We start from the raw sequence: 13,410 nt of genomic DNA on the forward strand, positions 1-13,410 counted from the left end.
AGGGGGGCCGTGGCGTGGCGCGTCGGTCAGGCGGCTGCCTGCTGCTGCAGCGCGCGGCGGACCTTGGGCCCGCCCGTCGTCATCTTGTAGAGCTTGGCGACCTGGGCCGGCGCGTTGGCCGGGGTGGTCTGGGCCAGCCAGCCGTTGGGCAGCGACAGCCGGATCACCTTGTGCCACGCCGACCCGACCTGCCGGGGCAGCGACGCCGAGTGGTACCGCAGGCCGTACCGGTCGAACAGGTCCTTCACCTTCGGCGCGATCTCGGCGTACCGGTTGCTCGGCAGGTCGGGGAACAGGTGGTGCTCGACCTGGTGGGACAGGTTGCCGGTCATGATGTGCATGGCCTTGCTGCCGGAGATGTTGGCCGAGCCGAGCATCTGGCGCAGGTACCACTCACCGCGGGTCTCGCCGTCGATCGACGTCTTCTCGAAGGTCTCGACGCCCTCCGGGAAGTGGCCGCACATGATCACCGAGTGCGACCAGAGGTTGCGCACCACGTTGGCGGTGAAGTTCGCGGCCAGGGTGGGCAGGAACGACGGGCCCGACAGCAGCGGGTGGACGACGTAGTCCTTGGTCATCTGCTTGCGGATCTTCTTCAGCACGGCCTTGCCGCGCGCCCGGAAGTCGGGGTCGGCGCGGCGCTTCTTGGTGGCCAGGTTCTTGCCCAGCTCCAGGTCGTAGGCGGCGATGCCGTACTCGAAGAAGCAGGCGTTGACGAAGTTCCACAGCGGCTGCGCCAGGTAGATCGGGTGCCACTTCTGGTCCTCGTCGACGCGCATGATGCCGTAGCCGAGGTCGTTGTCCTTGCCGATCACGTTCGTGTACGTGTGATGCAGCTCGTTGTGCGAGTGCTTCCACTGGTCGGCCGGGCTGGCCATGTCCCACTCCCACGTCGTGGAGTGGATCTTCGGGTCGCGCATCCAGTCCCACTGGCCGTGCAGGATGTTGTGCCCGATCTCCATGTTCTCCAGGATCTTGGCCACCGACAGGCCGACGGTGCCCACGACCCAGGCCGGCGGGAACTTCGACAGCAGCAGCACGGCCCGGCTGGCGAGCTCGAGCTTGCGCTGGACGTCGATGACGCGGCGGATGTAGGCGGCGTCGGACTCACCGCGGTCGTCCATGACGCCCTGGCGGATGGCGTCGAGCTCCTTGCCGATGGTCTCGATGTCCTCGGCCGACAGGTGCGCGATCGGGTCCTCGGTCTTGTTCTGCAGTGCGGTCACGAGCAGCTCCTTCAGGTCGGGGGCAGCGGGTTCAGTGGTCGATGTCGCAGGCGCCGGCGGCGGCGCTGATGCAGGTCTGGACGAGCACGCCGTCGCCGGGGGCGGCGGTGGTGACCTCGCCGGTGCGCAGGTCGCGGACGGCGCCCTCGCGCAGCGGCAGGACGCAGCCGTAGCAGATGCCCATCCGGCACCCGCTGGGCATCAGCAGCCCGGCCTCCTCGGCGGCGTCCAGGATCGGGGTGGCGCCGTCGACGTCGAGGGTCCGGTCGGACCTGGTGAAGCTGACGGTGCCGCCCTCGCCGGTGACCAGCACACGGGGCCGGAAGCGCTCGGTGTAGAGCCGGTCGGCGATGCCCTCGGTCTCCCAGTGCTCCTCGAGCGCCTCGAGCAGGCCGACCGGCCCGCAGGCCCAGGTCGACCGCTCCGCCAGGTCGGGGACGAGGTCGGCGAGCGCGGCCGCGTCGAGCAGGCCGTCGGTCGCGGTGTGCCGCTCGACGAGCCGGATCTGCCCGGTGCGGGCCAGCTCGCGCAGCTCGGCGCCGAAGATGACGTCGTCGGCGGTGGGCGCGGAGTGCACCACCACCACGTCGTCGTGCTCGTGCACGTGGTTGCGCAGGATGCCCATCACCGGGGTGACGCCGGACCCCGCGGTGACGAACAGGCACTTCTCCGGGCGCTCCGCGGGGAGCACGAAGTCACCGGTCGCCTGGTCCAGCTGGACGATCGTGCCCGGCTGGACACGGTGCACCAGGTGGTTGCTGACCTTGCCGCCGGGGATCGCCTTGACCGTGACGGTGAAGCAGCCGTCGGCCCGGCCGAGCACCGAGGTGATCGAGTAGGCGCGCCACTGCCGGACGCCGTCGACGTCGATGCCGATCCGGACGTACTGGCCGGGGGTGTGCGGCAGCCAGTCCCGGCCGGGGCGGATGACGATCGTCGCGGCGTCCCGGGTCTCGGGGCGCACCGCCTCGATCCGGCCGCGGAGCGCGGCACCGGAGCGCAGCGGGTCGACGAGGTCGAGGTAGTCCGACGGCAGCAGGGGCGTGGTCACCAGCTCGGCCACCTTGACGACGCGGTCGCGCAGCCTCGCCAGCACCGGCCGGGCCGAGGTCGGGCGCGGGACGGTTGCGGTCATACAGAGAGTCTTCCCAGTCCGCGCGCTGGTTACCTGTGCCCTCGACGTGAACGTGGCGGTACGTTTCATCCCCTGCGAACAAGGAAGAGGTGGGGACGACGAGCGATGTGATCACCTTTCCGCCCGTGGTGGTGGAGGCGATGCAGGCCGAGCTGCCCGCGGTGGCCGAGCAGACGGTGGCCACCATCGTCGTCGAGGTGCCCAGCTACGCCGACGCCTTCTCCGGTGAGATGGGCCGGGCGATCTCCAACGCCGTCCAGCTCGCGCTGGGCGGCTTCCTGGACCTGGCGACCGCGCGCGGCGGGGTCGACCCCAGCCTGCCGATCGGCCCGGCGCTGGAGGGCGCGTACGCGCTGGGCCGCGGCGAGGCCCGCAGCGGCCGGTCGATGGACTCGCTGCTGGCCGCCTACCGGGTGGGCGCCCGGGTGTCCTGGCGGCACATGAGCGACACCGCGGTCGCCGCGGGGCTGGACGCCGGGTCGCTGGCGCGCTTCGCGGAGCTGGTGTTCGCCTACATCGACCAGCTCTCGGCATCCAGCGTCGCCGGGCACACCGACGAGCTGGAGACCACCGGCCGGGCCCGCCGCCACCACCTGGAGCGGCTGGGCGCGCTGCTGCTGGCCGGCCGGCCGTTGCACGACCTGACCGCCGCGGCGGAGCGGGCCGACTGGTCGCCGCCGCGCACGCTGACCGCCGTGCTGCTGCCCGAGGGCCGGGTCCGCGGGGCGCTGGCGCTGCTGGACACCCGCACCCTGCAGGTCACCGACGACCCGCCGGGGATCGAGCCGTCGGCGGAGCTGACCGTGCTGCTGGTGCCCGACGCCGGCGAGCGGGCCCGGCCCGGGCTGCTGCGGGCGCTGGAGGGCCGGGCGGCGATCGTCGGCCCCGCCCGCCCGTGGGCGGCCGTCGCCCGCTCGCACGCGCGGGTGCTGCGTGCCCTGCGGCTCGGGCTGACCGCCCGGGGCACGGCGCCGCTGGACACCGAGCAGCGGCTGCCCGAGCTGGTGCTGCGCGCCGACGAGGAGGCGCTGGGCGACCTGCGGGCGGCGGCGCTGGCGCCGCTGGACGGGCTCAGCGAGGGGGTCCGGGAGAAGCTGACCGCGACGCTGCGGTCGTGGCTGCTGCACCACGGCCGCCGGGAGCAGGTCGCCGCCGAGCTGTTCGTGCACCCGCAGACCGTCCGCTACCGGATGGGCCAGCTCCGCGAGCTGTTCGGCGACCGGCTCGAGGACCCGCAGAGCGTGCTGGCGCTGACCATCGCGCTGGGCCCGCGCCCGGTGTGACCGGTCAGGCCCGGGCCTCCGCGGCGACCGCCAGCAGCTCCCGGGCGTGCGCCTGACCGGTGTCGCTGTCGGCCAGCCCGGACAGCATCCGGGCTAGCTCGCGCACCCGGTCCTCGTCCCGGACCGCCCGGATGTCGGTGGCGGTGACGCCCTGGGCGGTGTCCGGTGACTTGTCGACCACCACGTGGGTGTCGGCGAAGGCGGCCACCTGGGCCAGGTGGGTGACCACCACGACCTGGTGCTCCTGGGCCAGCCGGGCCAGCCGCCGGCCGATCTCGCCGGCCGCCTGACCCCCGACCCCGGCGTCGACCTCGTCGAAGACCATCACCGGCACCGGGTCGGCCCCGGCGAAGACCACCTCGATGGCCAGCATCACCCGAGAGAGCTCACCGCCGGACGCGCCCTTGTGCACCGGCCGCGCCGGGGCGCCGGGGTGCGGGGAGAGCAGCAGGGCGACCTCGTCGGCGCCGTCGGGCCCGGGCCGGCCGGGGTCGGTGTCGATCCGGAAGGACACCTGGGCGCTCTTCATGGCCAGCCCGGCGAGCTCGGTGCCCACCTCGGCGGCGAACCCCTCGGCGGCGGCGCGGCGCCCCTCGGTGACCCGGGTGGAGAGGGTCGCCAGCTCCTCCCGGGCGGCGTCGCGCTGCGCCTGCAACGCCTCGAGCGCCTCGTCGGAGACGTCGAGCTGGGACAGCCGCGCCTCGGCGTCGGCGGCCCAGGCGAGCACCCCGGCCAGCCCCTCCCCCGGCTCGGCGTACTTGCGCACCAGCGCGGTGATCGCCGCCCGCCGGTCGAGCACCTCGGCCAGCCGCGCGGGGTCGGCCTCCAGGTCGGCGACGTAGCCGGCCAGCTGCACCGAGACGTCGGAGACCACGGCCACCGCGTCGGCGAGGTCCTGGGCCAGCAGCACCAGCGTGGGGTCGTCGGAGCCGGCCAGCGCGCGCTCGGCGGCGGCCAGCGAGCTGGAGGCGTCCTGCCCGAGGTCGGCGCCGCCGAGGTCGCCGGTGACGTCGCCGACCAGGGCGAGCCGGGCCGCGTCGGCCGCCGCGCGCAGGGCGTCGGCGTCGCCCAGCCGCTTGGCCAGAGTGTCCAGCGCCTCGTCCTCGCCCGGCTCGGGGGCGAGGGCGGAGATCTCCTCCAGCCCGTGCCGGAGCACGTCGGCGGTCTGCGCGAGCTCGCGGGCCTGGCCGCGCCGGCGGTCCAGGTCGTCGGCCAGCGCGCGCCAGGCGGCGTGCGCGGCGCGGTGCTGCTCGACCAGCGCCAGGTGCGCAGGCCCGGCGTACCGGTCCAGCGCGCGGCGCTGCTCGGCCGGGCGGGTGAGCCGGAGCTGGTCGGTCTGCCCGTGCACGGCCAGCAGGTCCTCGGCCAGCTCGGCGACGACGCCGACCGGCACGCTGCGCCCGCCCAGGTGGGCCCGGGACCGGCCCTCGGCGCTGACCGTACGGGCCAGGATCAGGCTGCCGTCCTCGTCGGGTTCGGCGCCGGCGTCGGCCGCCCGCGCCCAGATCGGGGAGTCGGGGGGCAGCACCAGCCGGCCCTCGACCCCGGCCCGCCCGTTGGCCCGGACCCGGCCGGGGTCGGCGCGGCCGCCGAACAGCAGGGTCAGCCCGGTGACGACCATCGTCTTGCCGGCGCCGGTCTCACCGGTGACCACGGTCAGGCCGGGCCCCAGCTCGAGCGTGACGTCGTCGATGGAGCCCAGGCCGCGGATGTGCAGCTCGGTCAGCGCGCCGTGCGGGGCGGTCGCCGGGCCGGCGGGCGGCGCCGGGGCCGCCCGCTTGGCCGCCCGCGGGGCCCGCTGCTCCGGCCGCTGGTCAGGCCGTGCCGTGCGGGTGGCCACCGCCCACCTCCTCCGGGGTGCGGAGCGCACCGTCGCTGGTGTTGACGTCACCGGTGAGCACGTTCGTGCGGGTGATCGGCGCCTCGTGGCCCGGCCCGTGCGAGCGGGCGTCCCGGAAGCCGCGCACCGGGAGCCCGAACTTGGCCACCAGCCGATCGCCGAAGGACGTCGGGTTCACCCGGGCGATGCGGACCGGGCGGTCGGAGCGGCGGACCTCGACCCGGCCGCCGTCGGGGACCTCGACGATGCGCCGGCCGTCGGCGGAGATCCGGGCCCGGGTGCCGTCGGGCGGCACCGCGACGGTGAGCACCGAGGTCGGGGAGGTGACCAGCGGCCGCGCGAAGAGGGCGTGGGCGTTGGTCGGCACCAGCAGCAGCGCCTCGACGTCGGGCCAGACGACCGGCCCGCCGGCGGAGAACGCGTAGGCGGTGGACCCGGTGGGGGTGGCGCAGAGGATGCCGTCGCAGCCGAAGCTGGTCAGCGGGTGCCCGTCGACCTCGAGCACGACGTCGAGCACCCGGGAGCGCTCGACCTTCTCCACCGAGACCTCGTTGAGCGCCCAGGTGCCCTCGCCGGTGGGCCGGCCGTCGGCGTCGAGGACGGTGGCGTCCAGGGTCAGCCGCTCCTCGACCTCGTACTCGCACTTCTCCACCGCGGTGAGCATCTCCTCGACCGCCTCGGGCTCGGTCTCGGCGAGGAACCCGACCCGCCCGAGGTTCACCCCGGTGATCGCGGCGTCGGTGTTGCGGGCCAGCTCGGCGGCGCGCAGGAACGTGCCGTCGCCGCCGAAGACCAGGACGATCTCCACCCCGTCGGCCGCGCCGGGCCCGAAGGCGCAGACCTCGGCGCCGGGGACGGCCATCGCCTCCGCCTCGTCCTCCAGCAGCCGGACGACGATCCCGGCGTCGGTGAGCCGGGCGGCGGCGGAGCGGGCGAGCTCGACGATGTCGGCCCGGCCGGTGTGCACCGCCAGCAGGACCCGGCGGGTCCGCTCCCCGGACTCGCAGGCAGCGGTGCCCTCGGTCGCACGGTCGCTCACTGTGGTCCTTCCTGAACTGCTCGGTCGATGGCGTCGCGGTCGGGTGGTGGTGCGTCCCGGCGCAACCAGAGGAAGAACTCCACGTTCCCGGCCGGGCCGGGCAGCGGGCTGGCCACCACACCGGCGGTGCCCCAGCCGAGGTCGGCGGCGGCCCGGGCGACGGTGGCCACGGCGTCGGCCCGGTGCGCCAGGTCGCGAACGACGCCACCGGTGCCCAGCCGCTCCCGGCCCACCTCGAACTGCGGTTTCACCATCGGCAGCAGGTCGGCGGCCGGGTCGGCGCACGCGGTGAGCGCGGGCAGCACCAGCCGCAGCGAGATGAAGGACAGGTCGGCGACGACCAGCTCGACCGGGCCGCCGATCGCGTCGGGGGTGAGCTCGCGGACGTTGGTGCGCTCGTGGACGACCACCCGGTCGTCGGTGCGCAGCGACCAGGCCAGCTCGCCGTAGCCGACGTCGACCGCCACGACCTCGCGGGCGCCGCGGCTGAGCAGCACCTCGGTGAACCCGCCGGTCGAGGCGCCGGCGTCCAGGGCCCGGCGGCCCTCGACGGCGACCGGGAAGGCCGCCAGGGCGCCGACCAGCTTGTGCGCGCCGCGGGACACCCAGCTGGGGGTGTCCGGGTCGGTGCGCACCACCACCGGGGCGCCGGCCTCCACGCCGGTGGCCGGCTTGGTGGCCGCCTGCCCGCCGATGGTGACCCGCCCCTCGGAGATCAGGCTGACGGCGTGCTCGCGGGAACGGGCGAGCCCGCGGCGCACGAGCTCGGCGTCGAGCCGGCTGCGTCGGACCATCAGAGCTGGTCGATGGTGGACAGTTCGCGCTGCAGCCGGTCGTGCTCGGCCTCGAACACCGCGACGTGCTCGGCCACCGGGCGGTCGGCGAGGTCGGCGAAGCGCGGGGCGGCACCCGGGGCAGCAGGGCTGGGTGCCGCGCCGGGGGCAGGGCTGGTGGCGGTGCCCGCGGCGGCGCCGGGCGGGCCGGGCCGGGCGCCGGCCGCCACCGGACCCGGGGCCGGCCGCGGAGGGCCGGGGACCGGTCGCGGCGCTGCTGGTTCGGTCACGGTCTCCTCCTCCGTCCGGTCGGGCAGGTGCTGGTCGGCGTCCATCTCGCAGGTTACCGGCCGGCACCGACCGGCGAGGGCGTGCAGCGGGAGCCGGTGGACGGAGCCGGCTGCACCCCCACCTCGGCCGGGGCGGCGGTGCGGCGGCTCCCGGTGCGCCGGTAGCCTCCCGCTGCGGACCGCCCGGCCGGGACGAGCCCGGTCCCTGGCTGATGGAGGCACCCGCACGTGGCGACGCTGGAAGAGTGCATGACCGCCCTGGACGGCTTCGTGGGCAAGCTGGCCGCCGCGGACGCCGCCCGGGACCTGGACCGCAGCGTCTCCTGCCGGCTGCCCGACCTCGGGCAGGTCGTCGCCGGGCGCATCGCCCGCGGCGCCGTGCACGACCTGGCCGCCGAGCCCGACGGCCCCTCGCTGCCCAAGGCCGACATCCGGCTGACGATGAGCAGCGACGACCTGCTGGCGCTCACCTCTGGCCGGCTGGCGTTCACGCCGGCCTGGGCCAGCGGACGGGTGAAGCTCGAGGCCGGCCTGCGGGACATGCTCCGGCTGCGCTCGCTGCTCTGAGCCGCCGCCCGCGCGCTCCGCGGGCCGCTCATCCGGCGTCCAGCCCCCAGCCGCTCAGCGCCGCCGCGGCGTCGTCGTCGCCGGCGGTGACGGTCGGCGCCGCCCCCTGCTCCGGGTGCCGGGCCCAGTGCGCCACGGCGAGCGCCCGCAGCCCGTCGAGCCCGTCGCCGTCCCGGTGCGCGCCGACCGACCGCAGGGTCAGCCGCTCCCCGGTGGCCTCGGCCTGCCAGCCGGCGCACCGCCAGGCGCCCTCGACGGCGGTGACCTCCGGGTGCGGCACCAGCACGCCCGCGGCGTCCGGGGCCAGCAGGTCGGGGCGGTGGTCGGGCCGGGCGGCCAGCAGGTCGGCCGGGGTGGCGACGCCGGTGAGGACGAGCAGGCTCGCGGCGCCGGCGCGGCGCGCGCCCTCGATGTCGGTGTCCAGCCGGTCGCCGACCACCAGCGGCCGGCGGGCGCCGGTGCGCCGGACGCACTCGGCGTGCATCGCCGGGTCGGGCTTCCCGGTGACCAGCGGCTGCTGGCCGGTGACCGTGCTGACCACCCCGACCAGTGCGCCGTTGCCGGGCAGGACGCCACGCGGCGAGGGGATGGTGGCGTCGGTGTTGGTGGCCACGTGGCGGGCCCCGCCGCGGACGGCGACCACCGCCTCGGCGAGCTGGGCCCAGCCGACCCCGGGGCCGTAGCCCTGCACGACGGCGGCCGGGGAGTCCTCGGCCCGCTCGACCACGGTCAGCCCTGCGGCCGTCAGCGCCGCCGCGACGCCGGGGCCGCCGACCGCCAGGACCCGCCCGCCGGGGCCGACGAGGTCGGCGACGACCGAGGCCGCGGCCTGCGAGCTGGTGATGACGTCGTCGGGCTCGGCGGCGACGCCCAGCTCGGTGAGGTGGGCGGCCACCTGCTCGGGGGTGCGGGCCGCGTTGTTGGTGACGAAGCCCAGGCGCATGCCCTGCGCGGCGGCCCGGTCCAGCGCCTCGGGTACGCCGGGCACCGCGGCCGGCCCCACGTAGACGACGCCGTCGAGGTCGAGCAGGGCGACGTCGTAGGTGCGGGCGGGCGGCTCGGGCGCCCCGGCGCTCAGCGGCACCGGCTCGCGGGCGGCGCCGGTCATGCCGCGGCCGCTGACGGGTGGGCGGTGCTCATGGCAGCTCCTCTGCGAGGCCACGCCGGGCGCGGACGCCGCGCAGCGCTCGTGCGTAGTGGCCCAGGTCGGGGCGCATGGCCACGGCCAGGGCGAGGTGCTCGGCGGCGAGCTCGAGGTCCCCTGCCCTGCTCGCGGCCAGGCCGAGGCCGAACTGGGCGTAGTCGTCGGTCGGGTTGTCGGTGGTGAGCCGGGTGAAGCTGTCCATCGCGTCCCGGTAGCGACCCGCGTCGTACTGGGCCCGGGCGAGCGCCTCCAGGACGCTACGGGAGCCCGGCTCGGCCGCCAGCGCACGCTCCAGCAGGGTCGCCGCCGCATCGGGGTTGCCGTCGCCGAGCAGCTGCAGCCCGCGCTGGTACCACTCGTAGACCCCGCCGTCCGGCTGTCCCGGCTCCAGCACCGCAGCTCCTCCCCTGGCGCGCCGCCTGCAACCGCGGGGACCGGGCGGACCGCACCCGGCGGACGCCGCCCCCGGCTCGCCGCCGGCGCGCTCCTACGATCGACCTCGTGCCCTCGACGTCGGCGGACGCCCCGCCTCCTGACGCGACGGGTCTCGACGTCCGACCGTTCCGTGCCCTGACCTACCGCGACCACACCCCGGAGCACCTGGCGCGGGTGAGCTCGCCGGCGTACGACCTGGTGACCGCAGCGGGCCGCGACCGCCTGGCCGCGGCCGATCCGCACAACATCGTCCGCCTGATCCTGCCGCACGTCGACCCGGCGCCCGGTGAGCCGGGCGGCCGGTCGGCCCGCGACCGCCGGTCGGCCGAGGCGGCCGCGGGGACGCTGCACAGCTGGCTGGACCAGGGCGTGCTCGTCCGCGACGACGTGCCGGCGCTGTGGCGCTACGAGATGGCGGCGCCGGGCACGGAGCCCACGACCGGCTGGCTCGGCGCGGTGACGCTGCCGCCGGCGGGGTCGTCCGCCGTGCTGCCGCACGAGGACACCTTCGCGCCGGCCGTGGCCGGCCGCACGGCGCTGCTGGCCGCCACGCACACCGACCTCGAGCCGATCGTGCTCGCCCACGACCCGGACCCCGCCGTCGCCGAGCTGACCCGCCAGGCCGGGCTCGGCCCGCCCGCACCCGAGGTCGCCGACCCCGACGGGGTGGTGCACCGGCTCTGGCGGGTGACCGACCCGGCCACCCTGCACCGGCTGACCCGTGCGCTGGCCGGCACGCGTGCGGTGATCGCCGACGGGCACCACCGGTTCGCGGCGGCCCGGGAGCACGTCGCCGCCGGTCACCTGGACGCCCCCGGTGAGGACAGCGGCCACGGCCGGGTGCTCGCGCTGCTGACGCCGATGGGGCCGGGCGGGCTGCAGGTGCGGGCGATCCACCGGGTCGTGCCGGACCTGCCGCTGACCGACGCCCTGAGCCTGGCCGGCGCCGGTTTCCGGGTCACCGAGGTGGAGCCGGTCCACGGGGACGTCCGGGCGACGGCCATGGCCTGGACCACCCGGCCGGGCGGGCCGGCGTTCCTGGTCACCGACGGGGTGCGGGTGGCCGAGCTGGCCGAGCCGTCGCCGCAGCTGCAGGCCGCCGTCCCGGCCGAGGCGCCGGCCGCCTGGCGGGGGCTGGACGTGGTGCTCGCGCACGCCGCGCTGATCACCGGGCTGTGGGGGCGCGATGACGACCCGGCGTCGGTCCTCGTCGCGCACGACGTCGACGAGGCGTTGCGGCTGGCCGAGGAGCGGGCGGGCGTGGCGCTGCTGCTGCGTTCCCCGTCGCCGTCGGACGTGGCCGCCGTGGCGCGGGCCGGCGCGCGCATGCCGCGCAAGTCGACGCTGTTCGTGCCGAAGCCGCGCACCGGTCTGGTGCTGCGACCGCACGGCGACTGACCGGCGCACGGCTCAGGCCGACCGTGGCGCGGCGCGGTGCGTGCCGCGGGCGACCTTGCGCCCGCGGCGGCAGTTGACCTCGTAGGCGACCGCCGTCCCCGTCGGGGTGCGCCAGAACCGGCGCTGCAGCGCGCCCTCGACCTCGACCACGTCCTCGGTGGTCCAGGCCGTGGCGTAGCGCTGCAGCGCCGGCACCAGGCTCACGCAGGTGATCACGTCCGACTTGGGACCGCGCGGGCGCGGGTTCTCCCGTCGTACGACGAGCTTGAACAGCAGCAGCGTGTCGCCGCTGGGCAGCGGGCGCAGCTCCGGTGGCGCGGACAACCGCCCGCGCAGGACGACGTCGTTCCGGTCGATGACAGCAAGGCTCATGCAGCGAGCCTCGCTGTCACCCCGTCCCCCGGACAGGGCCGTCGACGGTCTGTGGACGGCCCTGCCCGTTGTGGACGCCGGTGCTCAGACCGTCGGGGGCTGCTGCTCCTCGTCGGACGCCGGCTCCTGGAACAGCCGGGTGTGGTCCCGCTCGACCGGCGGTGGGACCTCCCCGAGCAGCTCGGCGACCTCGGCCTCGATGTCGTCTTCGGTGACCTCGCCGCCGACCTCGTCGGACAGCTCGCGCCCGAGGTCGTCGTCGTCGACGGTCTCCTCGGCCCCCTCGTCCCCGTCGGTGTCGCCGTCGGCGTCGGTGCCCGGCGCGAGGTCGGTGAGGTCCTCGTCGTCCTGGTCGTCGTCCTCGTCGTCGTCCGTGGAGAAGTACTCCGAGACGCCGGTCAGGTCGTCGGGGTCTGCCGCGGCGATCGCCGAGTACCACTCGTGGGCGAGCTCCGCCTCGCCGCGGGCGGAGAGCAGGTCGGCGTAGGCGGTGGCCAGCCGCAGGTGCCCGAGGTCGGGCTGCCCGAGGCCGGCCGGGGTGGGCCGGCCGCCGAGCGCCCCCTCGAGGACGAGCGCGGCAGCGGCGCCCTCGCCCAGGTCCTGGCGGGCACCGGCCTCGACCAGGCGGAGCTCGACCAGCTCCTCCTCGTCCGGGTGCGCCGCGAGCGCCTCCTGCACCAGCCGGAGGGCGTTCTCCGGCCGCCCGAGGGCGCGCTCGCAGTCGGCCAGGACGGCCCGGTAGCTCTCGTCGCCGCTCATCCGCGCGTAGGCGCGGAGCTCGCGGGCGGCCTCGGCGAAGTCGCCGGCGTGGTACGCGGCGACACCGACGGCCTCGCGGACGGGGGCGAGCCGGGAGGCGCGGTCACGGGCGGCCCGGGCGTGCTCGAGCGCGAGCTCCGGGTCCTCCTCGATCAGGCCGCCGGCCGCGACGAGGTGCCTGCCCACGGCGTCGGCGTTGCGCGGGTCGAGACCGCGCAGCGCGGAGCGCACCGAGACGTCGAGCTCGCGGGCGTCCGCCCAGTCCGGCAGGGCCGGTCCGGGTGCCCGGCGCGGGGCCGAGTCCTCCCGGTCGGCAGGTCGGCCTGCCGGACGGCGGTCCTGCCAGGCGGGGCGGTCGGCGTCGGAGCCGGCGGGGCCACCGGCGCGCTGCGGACGGCGGTCCTGCCAGGCCGGACGGTCCGCACCGGACCGGTCACCCTGCGGGCGGTCGCGCTGGGGGCGGTCGCCGCCGGGGCTGCGGTCCTGCCACTCACGACGGGGCCCACCCGAGGACTGCGGGCGGTCCCCACCGGGACGACGGTCCTGCCAGGCCGGACGGTCCGCTCCGGCGCGGTCACCCTGCTGCGCCCGCTGCCCACCGGGGGCGCGGTCCTGCCAGGCCGGACGATCGCCCTGCTGGCGGCCACCCGAGGACTGCGGACGGCCGGCACCGGGGCTGCGGTCCTGCCACTCACGGCGCGGGCCACCCGAGGACTGGGGACGGTCCCCACCCGGGCGACGGTCCTGCCATGCCGGACGGTCACCCTGCGGGCGGCCACCGGAGGACTGCGGCCGGCCACCACCGGGGCTGCGGTCCTGCCACTCACGACGGGGCCCACCCGAGGACTGCGGACGCCCACCACCGGGGCTGCGGTCCGGCCACTCACGACGGGGCCCACCCGAGGAAGGCGGACGGTCGCCGCCGGGGCGACGGTCCTGCCAGGCCGGCCGGTCACCCTGCGGGCGGCCACCGGAGGACTGCGGCCGGCCACCACCGGGGCTGCGGTCCTGCCACTCACGGCGCGGGCCACCCGAGGACTGCGGACGGTCCCCACCGGGCCGGCGGTCCTGCCAGGCCGGCCGGTCACCCTGCGGGCGGCCACCGGAGGACTGCGGACGCCCACCACCGGGGCTGCGGTCCTGCCACTC

The 13,410-nt window shown here is 76.6% G+C and carries 13 protein-coding genes; 3 read left to right on the plus strand and 10 right to left on the minus strand.

Annotated elements, in window-relative coordinates:
- Window positions 1-26 precede the first annotated feature (26 nt).
- Together FHX36_RS05375 and FHX36_RS05380 are read right to left on the minus strand one after the other, a co-directional pair.
- Entirely contained in the window at window positions 27-1,226 is a 1,200-nt protein-coding gene (locus tag FHX36_RS05375) for a fatty acid desaturase family protein (RefSeq protein ID WP_110554086.1), read from the minus strand.
- A 31-nt stretch (window positions 1,227-1,257) separates the two neighbouring features.
- Window positions 1,258-2,361: a ferredoxin reductase gene (locus FHX36_RS05380; RefSeq protein WP_110554085.1), complete on the minus strand. Its 1,104-nt coding sequence runs from the start codon at window positions 2,359-2,361 to the stop codon at window positions 1,258-1,260.
- 107 nt (window positions 2,362-2,468) lie between these two features.
- Here FHX36_RS05380 and FHX36_RS05385 point away from each other — a divergent pair, with 107 nt between their 5' ends.
- The gene (locus FHX36_RS05385) at window positions 2,469-3,644 is read left to right on the plus strand and encodes a PucR family transcriptional regulator (RefSeq protein WP_343056572.1); all 1,176 of its coding nucleotides are present in this window, start codon (window positions 2,469-2,471) and stop codon (window positions 3,642-3,644) included.
- A 4-nt stretch (window positions 3,645-3,648) separates the two neighbouring features.
- Here FHX36_RS05385 and recN read toward each other — a convergent pair whose 3' ends face one another.
- Genes recN through FHX36_RS05405 form a run of 4 tightly spaced genes read right to left on the minus strand, consistent with a single transcriptional unit; the run spans window position 3,649 to window position 7,631 of the window.
- Window positions 3,649-5,484 (minus strand): DNA repair protein RecN, encoded by a 1,836-nt coding sequence (gene recN / locus FHX36_RS05390; RefSeq protein ID WP_183513566.1) that lies wholly within the window; start codon window positions 5,482-5,484, stop codon window positions 3,649-3,651.
- The gene (locus tag FHX36_RS05395) at window positions 5,459-6,523 is read right to left on the minus strand and encodes an NAD kinase (protein ID WP_220036083.1); all 1,065 of its coding nucleotides are present in this window, start codon (window positions 6,521-6,523) and stop codon (window positions 5,459-5,461) included. The genes recN and FHX36_RS05395 overlap by 26 nt, the downstream gene beginning before the upstream one ends.
- Window positions 6,520-7,317: a TlyA family RNA methyltransferase gene (locus FHX36_RS05400; RefSeq protein WP_110554094.1), complete on the minus strand. Its 798-nt coding sequence runs from the start codon at window positions 7,315-7,317 to the stop codon at window positions 6,520-6,522. The genes FHX36_RS05395 and FHX36_RS05400 overlap by 4 nt, the downstream gene beginning before the upstream one ends.
- Window positions 7,317-7,631, minus strand: coding sequence for a hypothetical protein (locus tag FHX36_RS05405; RefSeq protein ID WP_110554093.1), 315 nt, complete (start codon window positions 7,629-7,631; stop codon window positions 7,317-7,319). Before FHX36_RS05405 ends, FHX36_RS05400 begins: the two co-directional genes overlap by 1 nt.
- A 204-nt stretch (window positions 7,632-7,835) precedes the next feature.
- On the opposite strand from FHX36_RS05405, the gene FHX36_RS05410 reads away from it, so the two are divergent.
- Window positions 7,836-8,153 carry a sterol-binding protein gene (locus FHX36_RS05410; RefSeq protein WP_221202783.1) on the plus strand — a complete coding sequence of 106 codons (318 nt, stop codon included), beginning with the start codon at window positions 7,836-7,838 and terminating at the stop codon, window positions 8,151-8,153.
- 28 nt (window positions 8,154-8,181) lie between these two features.
- On the opposite strand, the gene FHX36_RS05415 is transcribed toward FHX36_RS05410, so the two are convergent.
- Entirely contained in the window at window positions 8,182-9,261 is a 1,080-nt protein-coding gene (locus FHX36_RS05415; RefSeq protein WP_183513567.1) for an HAD-IIA family hydrolase, read from the minus strand.
- 28 nt (window positions 9,262-9,289) lie between these two features.
- Window positions 9,290-9,691 carry a tetratricopeptide repeat protein gene (locus FHX36_RS05420; RefSeq protein WP_110554443.1) on the minus strand — a complete coding sequence of 134 codons (402 nt, stop codon included), beginning with the start codon at window positions 9,689-9,691 and terminating at the stop codon, window positions 9,290-9,292.
- Between the two features lie 107 nt (window positions 9,692-9,798).
- Here FHX36_RS05420 and FHX36_RS05425 point away from each other — a divergent pair, with 107 nt between their 5' ends.
- A complete protein-coding gene (locus FHX36_RS05425) occupies window positions 9,799-11,130 on the plus strand; it encodes a DUF1015 family protein (protein WP_183513568.1) in 1,332 nt (443 codons plus the stop codon).
- 12 nt (window positions 11,131-11,142) lie between these two features.
- Here the strand turns inward: FHX36_RS05425 and FHX36_RS05430 are convergent, their stop codons facing one another.
- Both FHX36_RS05430 and FHX36_RS05435 read right to left on the minus strand, forming a co-directional pair.
- Window positions 11,143-11,502 carry a single-stranded DNA-binding protein gene (locus FHX36_RS05430; RefSeq protein WP_110554341.1) on the minus strand — a complete coding sequence of 120 codons (360 nt, stop codon included), beginning with the start codon at window positions 11,500-11,502 and terminating at the stop codon, window positions 11,143-11,145.
- An 84-nt stretch (window positions 11,503-11,586) separates the two neighbouring features.
- Window positions 11,587-12,492 carry a tetratricopeptide repeat protein gene (locus FHX36_RS05435; protein ID WP_183513570.1) on the minus strand — a complete coding sequence of 302 codons (906 nt, stop codon included), beginning with the start codon at window positions 12,490-12,492 and terminating at the stop codon, window positions 11,587-11,589.
- Window positions 12,493-13,410: the final 918 nt, after the last annotated feature.

This window comes from Modestobacter versicolor (genome assembly GCF_014195485.1).
GTDB lineage: Bacteria > Actinomycetota > Actinomycetes > Mycobacteriales > Geodermatophilaceae > Modestobacter > Modestobacter versicolor.